14 protein-coding genes are annotated in these 17,033 nt (G+C 70.0%); 7 read left to right on the forward strand and 7 right to left on the reverse strand.

Annotation, left to right across the window (positions count from 1 at the left end; all coding sequences use genetic code 11):
• The first annotated feature begins 1 nt into the window (after position 1).
• The 6 genes from yidC (at position 2) to ACIQU4_RS23640 (ending at position 5,641) form a co-directional block, all read left to right on the forward strand.
• On the forward strand, positions 2-1,105 hold the full coding sequence (yidC, locus tag ACIQU4_RS23615) for a membrane protein insertase YidC (RefSeq protein WP_403733981.1): 1,104 nt from the start codon (positions 2-4) through the stop codon (positions 1,103-1,105).
• Positions 1,106-1,120: 15 nt separating this feature from the next.
• Entirely contained in the window at positions 1,121-1,633 is a 513-nt protein-coding gene (locus ACIQU4_RS23620; RefSeq protein WP_403733983.1) for a protein jag, read from the forward strand.
• Positions 1,634-1,769: 136 nt separating this feature from the next.
• Positions 1,770-2,486, forward strand: a complete 717-nt coding sequence (gene rsmG, locus ACIQU4_RS23625; protein ID WP_403733986.1) for a 16S rRNA (guanine(527)-N(7))-methyltransferase RsmG — start codon at positions 1,770-1,772, stop codon at positions 2,484-2,486.
• Positions 2,487-2,732: 246 nt separating this feature from the next.
• Positions 2,733-3,818: an AAA family ATPase gene (locus tag ACIQU4_RS23630; RefSeq protein ID WP_403733989.1), complete on the forward strand. Its 1,086-nt coding sequence runs from the start codon at positions 2,733-2,735 to the stop codon at positions 3,816-3,818.
• Complete coding sequence (locus ACIQU4_RS23635) at positions 3,815-4,918, forward strand: ParB/RepB/Spo0J family partition protein (RefSeq protein WP_403733992.1); 1,104 nt, start codon at positions 3,815-3,817, stop codon at positions 4,916-4,918. The genes ACIQU4_RS23630 and ACIQU4_RS23635 overlap by 4 nt, the downstream gene beginning before the upstream one ends.
• A 105-nt stretch (positions 4,919-5,023) precedes the next feature.
• Positions 5,024-5,641, forward strand: a complete 618-nt coding sequence (locus tag ACIQU4_RS23640; RefSeq protein WP_403733995.1) for a GNAT family N-acetyltransferase — start codon at positions 5,024-5,026, stop codon at positions 5,639-5,641.
• 84 nt (positions 5,642-5,725) lie between these two features.
• On the opposite strand, the gene trxA is transcribed toward ACIQU4_RS23640, so the two are convergent.
• The 7 genes from trxA to ACIQU4_RS23675 all read right to left on the reverse strand — a co-directional run bounded on the left by trxA (position 5,726) and on the right by ACIQU4_RS23675 (position 15,274).
• Complete coding sequence (gene trxA, locus ACIQU4_RS23645; protein WP_403733998.1) at positions 5,726-6,070, reverse strand: thioredoxin; 345 nt, start codon at positions 6,068-6,070, stop codon at positions 5,726-5,728.
• A 53-nt stretch (positions 6,071-6,123) separates the two neighbouring features.
• Positions 6,124-7,083, reverse strand: coding sequence for a thioredoxin-disulfide reductase (trxB, locus tag ACIQU4_RS23650; protein ID WP_403734001.1), 960 nt, complete (start codon positions 7,081-7,083; stop codon positions 6,124-6,126).
• Positions 7,084-7,208: 125 nt separating this feature from the next.
• Positions 7,209-8,141: an anti-sigma factor family protein gene (locus tag ACIQU4_RS23655; protein ID WP_403734004.1), complete on the reverse strand. Its 933-nt coding sequence runs from the start codon at positions 8,139-8,141 to the stop codon at positions 7,209-7,211.
• A complete protein-coding gene (gene sigM, locus ACIQU4_RS23660; RefSeq protein ID WP_403734006.1) occupies positions 8,138-8,839 on the reverse strand; it encodes an RNA polymerase sigma factor SigM in 702 nt (233 codons plus the stop codon). The genes ACIQU4_RS23655 and sigM overlap by 4 nt, the downstream gene beginning before the upstream one ends.
• A gap of 101 nt (positions 8,840-8,940) precedes the next feature.
• Complete coding sequence (locus ACIQU4_RS23665) at positions 8,941-10,668, reverse strand: protein kinase family protein (RefSeq protein ID WP_403734009.1); 1,728 nt, start codon at positions 10,666-10,668, stop codon at positions 8,941-8,943.
• A 117-nt stretch (positions 10,669-10,785) separates the two neighbouring features.
• Positions 10,786-12,960 carry a murein biosynthesis integral membrane protein MurJ gene (gene murJ / locus ACIQU4_RS23670; RefSeq protein WP_403734011.1) on the reverse strand — a complete coding sequence of 725 codons (2,175 nt, stop codon included), beginning with the start codon at positions 12,958-12,960 and terminating at the stop codon, positions 10,786-10,788.
• Between the two features lie 46 nt (positions 12,961-13,006).
• On the reverse strand, positions 13,007-15,274 hold the full coding sequence (locus ACIQU4_RS23675) for a DUF6049 family protein (protein WP_403734014.1): 2,268 nt from the start codon (positions 15,272-15,274) through the stop codon (positions 13,007-13,009).
• 185 nt (positions 15,275-15,459) lie between these two features.
• Here ACIQU4_RS23675 and ACIQU4_RS23680 point away from each other — a divergent pair, with 185 nt between their 5' ends.
• Complete coding sequence (locus ACIQU4_RS23680) at positions 15,460-16,902, forward strand: CCA tRNA nucleotidyltransferase (RefSeq protein ID WP_403734016.1); 1,443 nt, start codon at positions 15,460-15,462, stop codon at positions 16,900-16,902.
• The last annotated feature ends 131 nt before the right edge of the window (positions 16,903-17,033 follow it).

Here is a 17,033-nt window from a genome sequence, read left to right on the forward strand (position 1 = left end):
AGTGGACACGATTGCCAGTCTGTTCAGCTTTATCACCACGCCCGTGTCGTGGGTCATCGTCCAGTTCCACAGCTTGTACGGTGCGATCTTCGGCCCGGACAGCGGCTGGGCCTGGGGCCTGTCCATCGTGTCCCTGGTGGTCTTGATCCGCATCTGCTTGATCCCGCTCTTCGTGAAGCAGATCAAGGCGACGCGTGGCATGCAGGCGCTCCAGCCGAAGATGAAGGCGATCCAGGAGCGCTACAAGAACGACAAGCAGCGCCAGTCCGAAGAGATGATGAAGCTGTACAAGGAGACGGGTACCAACCCGCTCTCCTCGTGTCTTCCCATCCTGGCGCAGTCCCCGTTCTTCTTCGCGCTGTACCACGTGCTCTCGGCCATCGCCAACGGTCAGACCATCGGCGTCATCAACCAGTCGCTGCTGGAGAGTGCGCGTCAGGCGCACATCTTCGGTGCCCCGCTGGCGGCGAAGTTCACGGACAGCGCCGAGAAGGCTGCCTCCCTGGGCGCCTCGATCACGGATGTCCGCATCGTGACCGCGGTCATGATCGTCATGATGTCGCTGTCGCAGTTCTACACCCAGCGCCAGCTGATGCAGAAGAACGTCGACCTCTCGGTCAAGACGCCGTTCATGCAGCAGCAGAAGATGCTGATGTACATCTTCCCGCTGATCTTCGCGGTCATGGGCATCAACTTCCCCGTGGGTGTTCTCGTCTACTGGCTGACCACGAACGTGTGGACCATGGGCCAGCAGATGTACGTGATCAACCAGAACCCGACCCCGGGAAGCAAGGCTCAGGACCAGTACCTGACCCGTCTGCTGAAGCACGTCAGCACGCACGGAGACGTCAAGGGCCGGGGCAAGAAGAAGATCGTCGCGGTGATCGTGGCCAAGGGCCCGGACCGCAACGACAACGAGCGCAAGTTCATCACGGCTCTCACGAAGCAGGGTCTGGCTGCGCAGGCGGACGGGTCTGTGATCAAGAGTGCCGAGGCCACGGCCGACGCGGACGCGGCGAGCGGCGGTGCCGCCAAGCGGCAGCAGCCGAAGCGGCAGACGAAGTCGCAGCGCCAGACGCCCCCCAAGCCCTCTTCCAAGAAGTAAGAAGGAGTCCCTCCCGTGACGGAAGGCACCACCACCGCCGCCGCTGAGAGTGGCGACACCCTGACCCGCCTTGAGCAGGAGGGTGAGATTGCGGCCGACTACCTCGAAGGTCTGCTGGACATCGCCGACCTGGACGGGGACATCGACATGGACGTCGAGGCCGACCGAGCCGCGGTGTCGATCGTCAGTGACTCTGCCGGCCGTGATCTCCAGAAGCTCGTGGGGCGCGACGGTGAGGTCCTGGAGGCTCTGCAGGAGCTGACCCGCCTCGCCGTGCACCGCGAGACCGGGGACCGCAGCCGGCTGATGCTGGACATCGCGGGCTTCCGTGCGAAGAAGCGCGAGGAGCTGACGGCGCTCGGTGCCCAGGCGGCGGCGGACGTGAAAGCGTCCGGTGAGCCGCTGAAGCTGGCGCCGATGACGCCCTTCGAGCGCAAGGTCGTCCACGACGCCGTGGCGGCTGCCGGTCTGAAGAGCGAGTCGGAGGGCGAGGAGCCGCAGCGCTTCGTCGTCGTGCTCCCGGCCTGACCGCAAGCCTGAGTGTTCGGCCCCGTCTGTGTCGCAGACGGGGCCGAAGTTTGTCAGCCTGGCAGTGCCGGTCCCGGCGGTGCCAGTTCGAGCAGTGCGTTTTCAACGATCCATGCGGTACGGAAGGACGGTCCCCGTGACGGAGGCAGCGGAGCTTCCCCCGGCGCCTGAAGAGGCGCGCGCGGTGTTCGGCGAGTTTTTCCCGGAAGCTGTGCGGTATGCGGAGCTGCTGGCGGACGCGGGGGTCAAGCGCGGCCTGATCGGCCCGCGTGAGGTGCCGCGCCTGTGGGAGCGGCACCTGCTGAACTGTGCGGTGCTCTCGGAGGTGGTGCCCGAGGGCGTCACCGTCTGCGATGTCGGTTCGGGTGCCGGCCTGCCCGGCATTCCGCTGGCTCTGGTGCGGCGGGATCTGAAGATCACGCTGCTGGAGCCGCTGCTGCGGCGGACGACCTTCTTGCAGGAGGCCGTGGAGCTGCTGGGCCTGGACCATGTCACGGTGGTGCGCGGCCGGGCCGAGGAGATGCTCGGCAAGGTGCAGCCGGTGCACGTGGTGACGGCGCGAGCCGTGGCTCCGCTGGACCGGCTGGCGGGCTGGGGCGTGCCCCTGCTGCGTCCGTACGGGGAGATGCTGGCGCTCAAGGGCGACACCGCCGAGGAGGAGCTGGTGGCGGCGAAGACCGCACTGGCGAAGCTGGGTGTGGTGAAGACCTCGGTACTGCATGTGGGCGAGGGTGTGGTGGATCCCCTGTCCACCGTCGTCCGGGTGGAGGTCGGAGAAAGCCCCGGCGGGGTGAGGTTCGCGGCCAAGCGGGCTAAGGCCGCTCGTACCAGCCGGACCCGTCGGCGTCGCTGATTTCCGGGGCATTGCGCCCTATAGGTATGGCTTTCGGAGTGTCGTAGCGGCCCGAAGACCCTGTCTGGGCACTGTCCGGGCATCGTGTTTCACGTGAAACGTCGCTCTCTGCTGCACGGAATCATCAGCCGCGGCCGTGCGGCTGCGTCCCCTCGTCACCGTAAGGGCGAAGGGGGGACGGAGTTGTCCACAACGGTGGATTCATCCACAGGAGTACGGGCCCCGCTGGTTCGCGACCCGGGTGTCATGGCAGGCTCTGTTCATCGCGAGCCTGATGTCGAGGAGAGTGACACCGTGCGGTCCGACGCCAACCTCGCGGGGCCGATGGCCGACCCGGTCCCCGGTCCCCGCTCTGAATCAGAGAGCGACGATGTTTCACGTGAAACATCGTCGCCCCTTGTAGACAACGACACGCCCATCGGCCGTGCCGCCCAGCTGGCGGTCGAGGCGCTGGGGCGCGCCGGTGAGGGGCTGCCCCGCCCGGCGCAGACTCGGGTCATCGTGGTCGCCAACCAGAAGGGCGGAGTGGGCAAGACCACGACGACCGTGAACCTGGCGGCCTCGCTGGCCCTGCACGGTGCGCGGGTCCTGGTGGTCGACCTCGACCCGCAGGGCAACGCGTCCACGGCGCTCGGGATCGACCACCACGCGGATGTGCCCTCGATCTACGACGTGCTCGTGGACAGCCGGCCGCTGCTGGAGGTCGTCCAGCCGGTGGTGGACGTGGAGGGGCTCTTCTGTGCTCCGGCCACGATCGACCTGGCGGGTGCGGAGATCGAGCTGGTGTCCCTGGTGGCTCGCGAGAGCCGGCTCCAGCGGGCCATCCAGGCGTACGAGCAGCCGCTGGACTACATCCTGATCGACTGTCCGCCCTCGCTGGGGCTGCTGACGGTGAACGCACTGGTAGCCGGTGCAGAGGTGCTGATCCCGATCCAGTGCGAGTACTACGCACTGGAGGGTCTGGGCCAGCTGCTGCGCAACGTCGACCTGGTACGGGCCCACCTGAACCCGGCGCTGCACGTGTCGACGATCCTGCTGACGATGTACGACGGCAGGACCCGGCTGGCCTCGCAGGTGGCGGAGGAGGTGCGCACGCACTTCGGCAAGGAGGTGCTGCGCACGAGCATCCCGCGTTCGGTGCGCATTTCCGAGGCGCCGAGTTACGGCCAGACGGTGCTCACCTACGATCCGGGTTCGAGTGGTTCTCTTTCCTACCTGGAAGCTGCGCGCGAGATCGCGCTGCGGGGGGCCGGAATTTCGTACGACGCCCAGCACGCCCATCTGGGCGCGGGCATGAACAGCACGCAGAGTGTGGCGGAGGGGATCCAGTGAGTGAGCGACGTAGGGGTCTGGGGCGGGGGCTCGGCGCGCTGATCCCCGCCGCTCCCCAGGAGAAGACGCCGCCGGTGATCGGTGCCGGCTCGACGTCTCCGTCGGCGGTGCCGATGTTGCCTTCGGAGCGTGGGGTCGCGGCGGCGAAGCTGGCTTCGCTGGCGCAGGCCGATGTTTCACGTGAAACATCGGCAGCGGCGATGACTGCGGTTGCGGTGGCGGATGAGCCGGATGCGGTGGAGCCCGAGGCCAATATGGTGGCCGGGGCGACGTTCGCCGAGCTCCCGATGGACTCGATCACGCCGAACCCGCGGCAGCCCCGTGAGGTGTTCGACGAGGACGCGCTGGCCGAGCTGGTCACCTCCATCCAGGAGGTGGGTCTGCTCCAGCCGGTGGTGGTGCGGCAGTCGGCTCCGGGCCGCTACGAACTCATCATGGGTGAGCGTCGCTGGCGGGCCTGCCGGGAGGCCGGGCTGGAGCGGATTCCGGCGATCATCCGGGCGACGGACGACGAGAAGCTGCTGCTGGACGCGCTGCTTGAGAACCTGCACCGGGCGCAGCTGAACCCCCTGGAGGAGGCGGCCGCGTACGACCAGCTGCTCCAGGACTTCAATTGCACGCACGACCAGCTCGCGGACCGGATCGGGCGTTCGCGTCCGCAGGTGTCCAACACGCTGCGTCTGCTGAAGCTCTCGCCGCCGGTCCAGCGCCGGGTGGCCGCGGGTGTGCTGTCCGCCGGACACGCGCGGGCCCTGCTGTCGGTGGAGCACTCCGAGGCCCAGGACAAGCTGGCGCACCGGATCGTGGCCGAGGGCCTGTCGGTGCGTGCGGTCGAGGAGATCGTCTCGCTGATGGGCTCGGAGCCTGAGGGACCCGTGAAGCCGAAGGGTCCGCGGGCCGGCGCCCGGGTGGCTCCCGCGCTCAGTGAACTGGCGACGCGGCTGTCGGACCGGTTCGAGACGCGCGTGAAGGTGGATCTGGGCCAGAAGAAGGGCAAGATCACCGTCGAGTTCGCCTCGATGGAGGATCTGGAGCGGATTCTGGGGACTTTGGCGCCGGGCGAGGGCCGGGTGCTGGAGCAGGGTCTGTCCGGGGAGTGACTCCCCGGCCGCCGAGGGGCGGATCGTGCCGGTGCGAACCGGCGCGGTCCGCCCCTTTGCCTTGTAGCGGTTTCGCCTGATTCGGGCTATGGATACGATGCGCTCATGGGGCGTCGGTTGGTACCACTCACGCTGGACAACCTCCAGGACCTGCCTCGGCGTTGCCGGTCCTGTGTGTTCTGGGAGTTGGATCCCGTCAGTGGTGAGGCCGCCGTGAAGGCGGGGACTCCGGCGCTGGAGAAGGAGGCGTGGATCTCCGCCGTCCTGCTGGAGTGGGGTTCGTGCGGCCGCGTGGTCTACGTGGACGAGATCCCGGTGGGATTCGTGCTGTACGCACCGCCGGCGTACGTACCGCGGGCCACGGCCTTCCCGACGAGTCCGGTCTCCCCGGATGCGGTCCAGCTGATCACGGCGTGGATCATGCCGGGCTATCAGGGTCAGGGTCTGGGGCGGGTGATGGTCCAGACGGTGGCCAAGGACCTGCTGAGGCGCGGGTTCCGGGCGATCGAGGCATTCGGGGACGCGCGCTGGGAGGGCCCGGCATGCCTGTTGCCGGCGGACCACCTGCTGGCCGTGGGCTTCAAGACGGTGCGCCCGCATCCCGTCCACCCGCGGCTGCGGCTGGAGCTGCGCTCGACGCTCTCGTGGAAGGAAGACGTGGAGCTCGCGCTGGACCGGTTGCTCGGTGCGACACGCAAGGAACCCGCGCTGCGCCCACTGTGATGTGCGAACGGGGCCGCCCCTCAAGGGGGCGGCCCCGTTTCACGTGAAACATTCCCGGCGGCAGCCGGGTGGAGCTTCCAACCGTCAGGCGACCGGCTTGATGGTCACGAAGCCGTCGAGGTCACGCAGGATGGCGGCCTTCGGCTTGGCGCCCACGATGGTCTTGACGACCTCGCCGCCCTGGTAGACGTTCAGGGTCGGGATGGACATGACGCCGTACTTGGCGGCCGTGTCCGGGTTCTGGTCGATGTTGAGCTTGACGATCTCGATCTCGTCGCCGTACTCGGCCGCGATGGCCTCCAGGGACGGGGCGATCTGGCGGCACGGGCCGCACCATTCGGCCCAGAAGTCCACCAGGACAGGCTTGTCGCTGCTGAGGACCTCGGCGTCGAAGTCGGCGTCGGTCACGTTCTTGAGGGTGCCGGCCACTGCGGCCTCCTAATTCTTCCTGCGGGGTGTGGGGTGTGGGGATGGGCGAGGGGTCAGACCGTGGCGTGCGCCTTCTCGGCGTCCGCGAGGGCGGAGAGGAAGCGCTCGGCATCCAGGGCCGCGGAGCAGCCGGTGCCCGCGGCGGTGATGGCCTGACGGTACGTGTGGTCCACGACGTCTCCCGCGCCGAACACGCCGGTGAGGTTGGTGCGCGTCGAGGGGGCTTCGACCTTGAGGTAGCCCTCCTCGTCGAGCTCCAGCTGGTCCTTGAACAGCTCGGTGCGCGGGTCGTGGCCGACGGCGATGAAGAGGCCCGTCACGGGCAACTCGTAGGTCTCACCGGTCTTGGTGTTGCGCAGGGTGAGGCTGGAGAGCTTCTGCTCGCCGTGGATCTCGGCGACCTCGCTGTCCCAGGCGAACTTGATCTTCGGGTCGGCGAAGGCGCGGTCCTGCATGGCCTTGGAGGCACGCAGGGTGTCACGGCGGTGCACGATGGTGACGGACTTGGCGAAGCGCGAGAGGAAGGTGGCCTCCTCGATCGCGGTGTCGCCACCGCCGACGACGGCGATGTCCTGGTCCTTGAAGAAGAACCCGTCACAGGTGGCGCACCAGGAGACACCGCGGCCGGACAGGGCGTCCTCGTTGGGGAGGCCGAGCTTGCGGTGCTGGGAGCCGGTGGTGACGATCACGGCCTTGGCGCGGTGCACGGTGCCGGCGGTGTCGGTGACGGTCTTGATGTCACCGGTGAGGTCCACGGACACGACGTCGTCGGGGACGAGCTCGGCGCCGAAACGCTCGGCCTGGCCGCGCATGTTGTCCATGAGGTCCGGACCCATGATGCCGTCCTGGAAGCCGGGGAAGTTCTCGACCTCGGTGGTGTTCATCAGCGCGCCGCCGGCAGTGACCGCGCCTTCGAAGACCAGCGGCTTGAGCGAAGCGCGTGCGGTGTACAGGGCGGCGGTGTAGCCGGCCGGCCCGGAACCGATGATGATCACGTTTCGTACGTCGCTCACGGGTTTCTTCCTCGTCTCTGTGGACTGCACGCTGCTTGCCGAAGGGGCCGTGTGTTGTCTCACCCCACCCAACGGATCCTACGGCGCATGCATTCCCGGCCCGCTCCCTCGTGGTCTCGAAGGTGTCAGCTTCGAGGATATGTCCTGGTCAGCAATGGTTTGTCGGGGGCGGTCGATGGGGTGTTCGTGCACTGGACGCCCACGAGGTAGGCGTCCACCCGGGCAGAGTCTCCGGGGTGTGGCAGGACAAGGAGGTAGACCTCGGTGCCCTGGTAGTTGCCCCGTTCGGCCGCGAGCGGGGTGTCGGGGCGCCCGGTGGCGTCCTGGACACAGGCCGGCACGGAGGAGGCGGTCGTGCGGTTGCCGTCACCGGGGGCCAGGCCCGGAGAGGGTGTGGTGTTCTCCAATCCGTAGGTGCTGTTCGGCTGTTCCTCCTGCGGGACGGTCTTGGCGCCGGGCCCGGAGACCAGGAGCCGGCGCACGTTGTCCTGGAGGCCCTGTGCGGTGTAAGTGCCGTCGACGGGGGCCGCGGCTGCCGTGCTCGTCGCGGATTTGCGGGCGGCGGTGTCCGGGGAGCCGGTCCCGAGCAGGTTGCCCGCGAGGAAGATCCCAAGAGCGCAGGCTGCCGCTCCGGCCAGGCCGGCGATGACGGCGATCCGGCGGCGGGCGCGACGGCGCCCGGGACCGGTTGCTCCGGCCGGGTGACCTGCGGGCCGCCCGGCACCCGGACCCGAGGGCGCGGCAGGCGATGTTTCACGTGAAACATCGGAGTCCGGGGCGGCGGGCTCCGCTCTGGGCGCGGTGGAGTCCAGGAGCGCTTCGGCGGCGAGAGCCGCGTCGATGCGCCCGGCGATGTCGGAGGGCATCCGGGGCGGTCCCGGCAGGGTGCCGAGGAGCCCGCGGATCTCCTCGAGGGAGGCGTGGACGTCGGCGCACAGCGGGCAGTCGCCCAGATGGCGGCGTACCTCGGCGGTCCGGACCGGGGAGAGGAGCCCTTCGGTCAGGTCGGAGATCTCCGAGACGTCAGGGTGCCGGATCGTGCCGGTTGTGGGAGTCACGTTCGTCCACCTCCGCCCTTCACCGTGTCTGCGTCTGGGGCTGGCTGACTGGGGTCTGCCGCTGGTGGGACGGGTGTCCCCGGCGTCCGGTTCCTTCCCCGCTCGGCGGCGGTGTTATCCCCGGCATTCGAGCGCAGATGAGTGACCATCGGGAGGAGCTTCGCCCGGCCGCGCGCACACCGGCTCTTCACGGTGCCGGTGGGGACGTCGAGGATACGGGCGGCCTCGGCGACGGGGTATCCCTGCATGTCGACGAGGACCAGGGCGGCCCGCTGCTCGGCCGGGAGCGTGCCGAGGGCGGCCAGGAGCTGCCGGTGCAGGTCCTGGCGCTCTGCCGGTGCCTCGGCGGACTCGTGGGGCTCCAGGAGGCGCTCCAGGCGCTCCGTGTCGTCGAGGGGGGAGGTCCTGCGGGAGGCGGCCTTGCGGGCCCGGTCGAGGCAGGCGTTGACGGTGATGCGGTGCAGCCAGGTGGTGACGGCCGATTCGCCGCGGAAAGTGTGGGCGGCCCGGTAGGCGGAGACGAGGGCGTCCTGTACCGCGTCGGCGGCTTCCTCGCGGTCGCCGAGGGTGCGCAGGGCCACGGCCCACAGCCGATCGCGGTGCCGCCGTACGAGCTCCCCGAAGGCATCGGGATCACCGGCGGCATGCAGCGCCAGCAGCTCCTGGTCGCTCCGGTCGTCTCCCGTGGCTGAATGCATCACACCTCCCCTCCGGAAGGGAGCGTACGGGTCGGGCGGGTTGAATACGAGGGACCGCTGCGCAGTCGGCGCAGCGGTCCCGTATCGGTGGCGGCCCGGTCCTATTCGGCCGTGCCGAGCACCTTGATCTCGTTGATGCCACCCCGGTAGCCGCCGGTGCCGTCCGAGGGCAGTTCGGTGATGTGGACCAGTACGTAGCGGGTGCGGGTCGGGGTGTCGAGCGTGGCCTGGAGCTTCTTCTGGGCGGTCTCCGGCTTGGTGATCGCCTGGTTGAAGTCGGAGAACGAGTTCGGCGAGGAGGCCTCCGCGGCCGCGGCGCGGACCTGGACCTTCTGTCCCGGCACGCTCAGCTCTATGTCGACTTCCGATACGTTCTGCACGCTGCCGAGGTCGATGATGATGCCACTGCCGTCCAAGCGTCCGGTCAGGTTTCCGAAGTTGGCGTATCCCTCGTACCGGGGAGTGATCCATCCCGAGTCGGGGTTGTTGTCGACGGCCTTTCCGCTGTCCCTGAAGTTCACGCCGTCCTCGCCGCCGTAGGCGATGACGGAGGCGTGCTTGATGGTGAGCGGCTTGCCCGGCTCCTTGTTCTTCGGGGCGTCCTCGGTGTGCTGATTGGGCTGCGAATTACCGGAGCCGGCGTTGTTGCGTCCCAGCAGGGTGTCGGCGAGCTGCCAGCTGCCCAGGCCGAGGGCGGCGATCAGCAGGGCCGCGACACCCCACTTGAGGACCCGGCCGGTACGGCTCTGCAGCGGGGGCGGCGGAGGCGGGACAGGACGGATCGGGGCCGTGGGCACACCGGGCGCCATGGGCCGGCCGTAGCTGCCCTGCTGGTAGGTGGTGTGCTGGTACTCCGGGGGAGCGGTGAAAGCGGGCTCCGGCGGCCGGATGCGGGGCATCGCGGCGACGGCCTTCGTCAGTTCCTCCGGGGTGGTGCAGGGCGGCTCCTGCCGGGAGGCGGTGGCCCCGTCGTTGGCGAGCGCGCGCATGGCGAGCTCCCCCAGCCCGCGGTGCACTCCGGCACGGACCTGGTCGGGCGCGATCAGGCCGACGCCCTTGGGCAGGCCCGTCAGCCCGTACGCGTCGTTCTCGTACGGCCAGCGCTGGGTCAGGGCGGCGTACAGCAGTGCGCCGATGGCCTCCGTGTCCGCGCGCTGCGGGGTGTCGCTGGTGATGCCGCGCAGGGCGGCGTTCACGGCGAGCCCGCGGATGCGGTACTGGCCCGTGGAGGTCCGCAGTATGGCGCTGGGCGTCAGCCGCAGGTGGGCCAGGCCCTCGCGGTGTGCGGCGGCCATGGCCTGGGAGACCTGGGTGACGAGCTGGTAGGCCTCGTGGGGCTCCAGGGGGCCCGCGGCGAGGATCGCGGTCAGCTCGGTGGCGTCGGGCAGCCACTCGTGGACGACGTAGACGAGGTCGTTCTCCTCCACGGCGTCGAGGACGTGGACGAACCGCGGGTCGCCGAGCAGCGCGGAGGAGCGGGCGGCGGCCAGGACGGCCCGGGCCCGGGGGTGGTCGGCGGGCAGCAGGTGGACGCCCACGGCCCGGCGCAGCTTTTCGTCCATGGCGCGCCAGCTGCTGAATCCGTCCAGACGGGTGACGCACTCTTCGAGGCGGTAGCGCCTGGCGAGCTTGTGGCCGCTGTGGAGTTCGGGGGCGGCAGCAGGGGCCGCTTTTCTGCGTTCGCCGTCCTTTTCGGGCATGGGTCCGTCCGCGGCTCGTCCGTTCTGGGTGTCCACCCCGTCGGCCGTGGCCTTTGCCGCATCTGCGGCCGGCGGCTCGTTGCCGCCGTTGTCGGCCACGTCGACGGCAGCCGTGCTACGTTCCGCCACCGTCGTTCCTGCCTCCCCATCCGTTACGCGCTGTCGGCCAGTCTGCGAAGCCACGCCAATTGTGCCCACAGTCCGGCGCTATGCACGACACGCGAAAGGGCCCGACGGTTGTGCGCATCAGCGCCCCATGCGTCCGCGAACCATTCCGACCATGGCGTTGAGCTCCTCGATGCGCATCCTCTTGGCTGCCACGAGGAACACGGCGGCCAACGCGGCACCGCCGGCGGCCAACGCCGCGAGGGAGCCGGTGACTCCGCTTCCGAGCCACTGGGTGACCGCGTAGGCGGCCGCGCCGGCCACGGCGGCCGCGGGGACGCAGGCACCGGTGAGGCGGGCGTAGGTGCGCATCACGTGGGCGCCGTCGAGGTCGCCGCCCAGCCGGGTGCGCAGGCGCCGCCAGGCGACGCCGACGCCGACGGTGTAGCCGAGGCCGTAGGCGGCGGCCATGCCCACGACGGCCCAGCGCGCGGGGAGCACGAAGAACGCGGCGGTGGAGACGGCCGCGTTGACGCCGGCGACGATGACCGTGTTGTAGAAGGGCGTCCGGGTGTCCTCGTAGGCGTAGAACCCGCGCAGGACCACGTACTGGACGGAGTACGGGATGAGTCCGAGACCGAAGGCCATCAGGACGTAGCCGATGTTCTGGGCTCCGGATCCGGAACCGGCGTACAGCAGCGTGGCCATGGGGACGCCGAGGGCGAGGAACGCGAACGCGCAGGGCACGATCGCGACGGCCGAGGTGCGCAGCCCGTACGAGATGTCGTCGCGGACGGCGGCGGCGTCCCCGTCGTGGGCGGAGCGGGAGATGCGCGGCAGCACGGCCGTCATGACGGAGACGGTGATGATGGCCTGCGGCATCTGCCACAGCAGCAGTGCGTAGTTGTAGGCGGTGATGCCGGTGCCGGGGTGGCCCTGCTTCTCCGCGACGGATCCGGCCCAGGTGGCCAGCTGCGTCACGACGACGAGGCCGATCTGGTTGGCCAGTACGAAGAAGAACGTCCACTTGGCCAGGCGGGCGGCCTTGCCGAGGCCGTGGCCCCGCCAGTCGAAGCGCAGGCGCGGCCGGAAGCCGGCGTCGCGCAGGTAGGGCAGCATCGCCAGGGCCTGGACGGTGAGGCCCAGGAGGGTGCCGAGACCGAGCAGGCGGACGCCCTCGGGGGTGACGGTGGTCGCGCTGACACCCGAGGTGGTGAAGCCGCCGAAGGCCCAGATGAAGGCGCCGAACGTGGCGATGACGACGATGTTGTTGAGGACGGGGGTCCACATCATCGCGCCGAACCGGCCGCGTGCGTTGAGGATCTGACCGAGGACCACGTGCACGCCCATGAAGAACATGGTCGGCAGGCAGTAGCGGGCGAAGGCGACCGCGACGTCCATCTGCTGGGGGTCGGACGCGAGCTTCGGCGACATCATCGTGATGAACACCGGCGCCGCGAGGACGCAGATCGTGGTGATGGCGGCCAGCAGCACGACGACGAGCGTCAGGAGGCGGTTGGCGTAGGCCTCGCCCCCGTCGTCGTCCTGCTTCATGGCCCGTACCAGCTGCGGGATGAAGACGGCGTTGAGCGCGCCGCCGCCGACCAGCACGTAGATCATCGTCGGCAGGGTGTTGGCGATCTGGTACGTGTCGTTGAACGTGCCGACGCCGATGGCACCGGCGATGACGAGGGTCCGCAGGAAGCCGGTGATGCGCGAGACGATCGTGCCGGCGGCCATGACGGCGCTGGACTTGAGGAGGCCTGTGGCGCGGCCGGCGGGCTTGCTCGGCGCCGGGGCCGCGACGGGGGCGTCCTCCACGGGGGTGCCGGGAGCGCCCTGCTGGTCCCGGTAGAGGTGCGCGAAGGCGTCGGGCGCGGGCTTCTCGTCCGCCGCCTTGGTGACCAGGGAGTCCACGCCGACGAACTGGGTGGTCGTCGCGTGGTCGCCGTAGGGCAGGTGCCGGGAGGGCCCGTCCGGCTCGGGCGGCGGGGTCTGGGCCCAGACCTGCGGGTCGGGGGCGTGCACGGGGGCCTGCGGGGCCGCGTAGAGCGGTCCGGGCTCCTGATAGGTGCCGGGCGGCGGCGGAGGGTGCGAGGCCCGGTCGTAGAGGACCTCGGCGACCGGGTCCTGGGCCGACAGGTCCTGGGACCGGTACGGGTCGTAGTCGTAGGCGTCCTGGACGTACGGGTCACGGTCCGGTGCGGGCGCAGGCGCGGGGACCTGCCCGGCCACCGGGGTGCCCGGGGCAGCGCCCTGGTAGGGCGCGGGCCCACCAGTGCCCTGCGCGCGGTCACCGTCGTACGGCGCGTTCATCGAAACCCCACCTCATCGTCCCCAGGCCGACCGGCCACGGCATCGCTCAACGGTCCACTGTCTCACCCGTGCCGGACGGCCCGGTGCTTTGCGGTCCGGTGTCCGGTGTCTCGTCACTCGGCTGCGTGCTCTCCTCGGCGGCCGCACGGGCCGCGACGCGCTTGCGGCTGGCGTACATCTTGATGCCCGCCAGGACGAGGAGGAGCACACCGCCTGCGATGACGAGCATGACGGTCGGGGTGATCTCGGTGGCCTCCACGGTGAACTTGCGCGCCTTGCCGTAGGGCACGCCGTCCGTGGTGAAGAGCTGTGCGGTGACCTCGACGGGGCCGCTCGCCGTGGCGTTGGCGGTGAACTTGACCGTCTGGCTGTGTCCGCCCGTGACGGTCACTTCCTGCTCGGCCTGGCCGCTGTCGCCGAACATCAGGCGGGTGGGATTGGCGGACTTCACTCGCAGGACGAGGTTGTGCACGTCCTGGACGAGGCTGTTCTGGACGCTGACCGGGATGGTCGCGCTGTGTCCGGACAGGGTGGCATCGGACTTGGGGACGACCTTGACCTTCTCGGTGAGACCGATCAGGTACTCCTGCACCTGGTCCCGGTAGAGCCGCGCCTCCTCGGGGCGGCCGCGCCAGGAGGTGGACATCTCGCGGTTGGTGGTGTTGCCGAAAGGGATCTCCACGCGGTCGGGCGCGCTGAGGATCACCTTGAAGTGGTCCAGGGTGTTCTGGGTGGTGCGGATCTTCTCGAAGGCGGAGACCGGCAGCTCCGTCTTGCGCAGCGCCTCGGGGTACTGGCCGGCGCCCGGGACCTGGGTGTTGACGCCCGCGTCGGGCTTGGCCGCGGCCGTGACGTCGAGGTCGGCCGGCTGGGTCCAGCGGCCCGCCTGCAGGCCCCGTACGGCGGCCGCCATCGTCTGCACCTGGCTGGTGGACGGCATCCGCTGCGGGGTGACGACGAAGCTGCGCTGGTTGTCGGTCTTCTGCAGGTTCAGGGCGAGGCTCTGGGCGAGGAAGCGCTGCACGGCCAGCGTGGCGTTCCCGGCGTTCAGCATGTCGCCCTCGAAGGCGGTGGACAGGTCGGCGTCGGCGACGACGGCGGTGGCGCCCGCGCCGATGGGACGGGCCGCGGAGGGCGTGTAGCCGAGGGCGCCGGTCTCCTGGAGGCTGTCGCTGCGCGTCAGGACGTTGTGGGCGCCCGCCGAGGTCGCCACGTTGACGATCGACGGGTCGATGGCGCCGTCCAGGGGCCAGGAGAAGTCGGTGGACGGGGTGACGTGCAGGACGGTCTCCACGGCCTGCTTCGCCTTGTCGGTGGCCGGCCGCAGCTGACCCAGGGTGCCCGAGACGTCCTTGCCCTGGTGGGCGAGGGAGGCGATGTCGGGGTCGGCGAACGGCAGCGCGACGATCTTCTTGCCCTGGACCGCGGTTTCCAGGGAGCTCAGCCACTGCTCGGCGACGGCCTTGTTCTTGCCCTGGACGATCCGGCCGTCGGGTGCGCGGTACCGGTAGCCCTTGGTCATGGCGTCGACGGTGTAGAGCAGGTCGGGGTCGATGACCCAGGTGACGGGCAGGTCCTTGCCGAGGGCGACCATCTGCTGGAGGCGCCCGCCGGGCTTGAGCTCCTCGGCGAGGGAGTCGTCGAGGAAGACGGGAGTCTGCAGTTCGTCCGAGCCGGTCTCCGCGGTCAGGCGCGTGGTGGAGATCAGCGGCCACAGGTACGTGAGCTGGGAGCGCTTGGCGGCGGCCTCGGGCTGCCAGGGCAGGAAGGTCCGCTTGATGCCGAGCACCTGCTCGTACTGGCGGCTCTCGGTCTCCCCGGACAGCGAGACGCCGATCTGGTAGACGCCGTCCTTGTCCAGCTCCAGCTTGTTCACCGGGATGGTGAGGGTGAAGTCCTGCTTGACCTTGGACGGCAGCGAGGGGATCTTCACGGCATAGGCCGGGTCGATCTCGCCGGGATCCGTGCCGGCCCGGAACCCGGCGCGTTCCGCCGCCTCGTCGATGGAGGCACGGTCGCCCAGGGCGGGCCCGACCCGCAGACCCACGTGCGCGCCGGTGATCGTCTCGCGGCCGTTGTTGACCACGCTGCCGGAGATGGTGAGCGTGTCGCCCTTGACCGGGGCCGCGGGGGCCATCCCGTCCAGCTGTACGTCGACGGTGCCCGCCTCGGCGGCCTGGGCTGCCTGCGGGGCGGGCGAGTAGACCAGAGCGGCGAGCACGGGGGTCCCGGCCAGCAGAATGACCGCGCGCCGCAGCCATCGACGCCGGGCAGGTGCGGGGGGTGCCCCCTGGATGTCTGCCGCCTCGGCCACGCGCTAGCCCGTCCCTCGAAGTGTCAGTGGTCGTCGTTTGTGCGTCCACGCATGGTAACGAGACCCGCTGTGCGCGAGTGCCGCGCCTTGCTCCACATGATCGGGGCCGCCCCGGGGGCGCCGCATGCCGGGGCGGCCGTAAACGCGGGAGCCCTCGCCGGGCGGGGCACGTACCCTTTTCTGTTGTGCCGAACGCCAACGAAGACAACCCCAGTGCCCTGAGTCAGGTGCAGCTCCGCGCGGTCAGTGAACTGCTGCGGGTCGCTCCTGTCGCCGACGAGCTCGGCCGCCGGTTCCAGGAGGCCGGCTTCCGCCTCGCCCTGGTCGGCGGGTCCGTACGCGATGCGCTGCTCGGGCGTCTCGGCAACGACCTCGACTTCACCACCGACGCCCGCCCCGAGGACGTCCTGAAGATCGTCCGGCCGTGGGCCGACTCGGTGTGGGACGTCGGCATCGCCTTCGGCACCGTCGGAGCCCAGAAGAATGGCTTCCAGATCGAGGTGACCACGTACCGCTCGGAGTCCTACGACCGCACCTCGCGCAAGCCGGAGGTCTCTTACGGCGACTCGATCGAGGAGGATCTGGTCCGCCGCGACTTCACCGTGAACGCGATGGCGGTCGCGCTCCCGGAGAAGGAGTTCGTGGACCCGCACGGGGGCCTGGAGGACCTCCAGGCGGGCGTTCTGCGCACTCCCGGCACCCCGGAGGACTCTTTCTCCGACGACCCGCTGCGGATGCTGCGTGCGGCGCGCTTCGCCGCCCAGCTCGACTTCGAGGTCGCCCCCGAGGTCGTGGCGGCGATGAAGGCGATGTCGGACCGGATCGAGATCGTCTCGGCGGAGCGGGTGCAGGGCGAGCTGAACAAGCTGCTGCTGTCCGCGCACCCCCGCGAGGGCCTGGGTCTGCTCGTGGACACCGGGCTGGCCGACCACGTGCTGCCCGAGCTGCCCGCCCTGAGGCTGGAGAGTGACGAGCACCACCGGCACAAGGACGTCTACGACCACTCGCTGATCGTGCTGGAGCAGGCCATCGCGCTGGAGCACGACGGCCCGGACCTGGTGCTGCGGCTGGCGGCCCTGCTCCACGACATCGGCAAGCCGCGCACCCGCCGGTTCGAGAGCGACGGCCGGGTCTCCTTCCACCACCACGAGGTGGTGGGCGCGAAGATGACCAAGAAGCGCATGACCGCGCTGAAGTACTCCAACGACATGGTCAAGGACGTGTCCCGGCTGGTGGAGCTGCACCTGCGCTTCCACGGCTACGGAGACGGCGAGTGGACCGACTCCGCGGTGCGGCGCTACGTCCGCGACGCCGGCCCGCTCCTGGACCGCCTGCACAAGCTCACCCGGTCCGACTGCACCACGCGCAACAAGCGCAAGGCCAATGCCCTCTCCCGCACCTACGACGGCCTGGAGGAGCGCATCGCGCAGCTTCAGGAGCAGGAGGAGCTCGACGCCATCCGGCCCGACCTGGACGGCAACGAGATCATGCAGGTCCTGGACGTCGGTCCCGGGCCGGTGATCGGCAAGGCCTACGCGTTCCTGCTGGAGCTGAGGCTGGAGAACGGCCCGATGGAGCGCGACGCCGCAGTCGCCGCCCTCAAGGAATGGTGGGCGGCGCAGGCCTGATCCGCGGCCGGGGGGGGGGGGGGGTGGGGGTGGTGAAAGTGGCCCCCCGCCGGGCCGAGGGGGGGGGGGGGGCGGCGGAGGGGGCGCCCCCCCCCCCCCGGCGAGCGGGGGGGAACCGCAGGCGGCCGCCC

The organism is Streptomyces sp. NPDC090741 (assembly GCF_044769045.1).
GTDB lineage: Bacteria > Actinomycetota > Actinomycetes > Streptomycetales > Streptomycetaceae > Streptomyces.

Bases quoted from the DNA above. Each gene is read 5' to 3' on its own strand.
- murJ (WP_403734011.1), bottom strand. From the start codon at position 12,960: ATGAACGCGCCGTACGACGGTGACCGCGCGCAGGGCACTGGTGGGCCC.
- ACIQU4_RS23640 (WP_403733995.1), top strand. From the start codon at position 5,024: ATGGGGCGTCGGTTGGTACCACTCACGCTGGACAACCTCCAGGACCTG.
- ACIQU4_RS23630 (WP_403733989.1), top strand. From the start codon at position 2,733: ATGGCAGGCTCTGTTCATCGCGAGCCTGATGTCGAGGAGAGTGACACC.
- sigM (WP_403734006.1), bottom strand. From the start codon at position 8,839: ATGCATTCAGCCACGGGAGACGACCGGAGCGACCAGGAGCTGCTGGCG.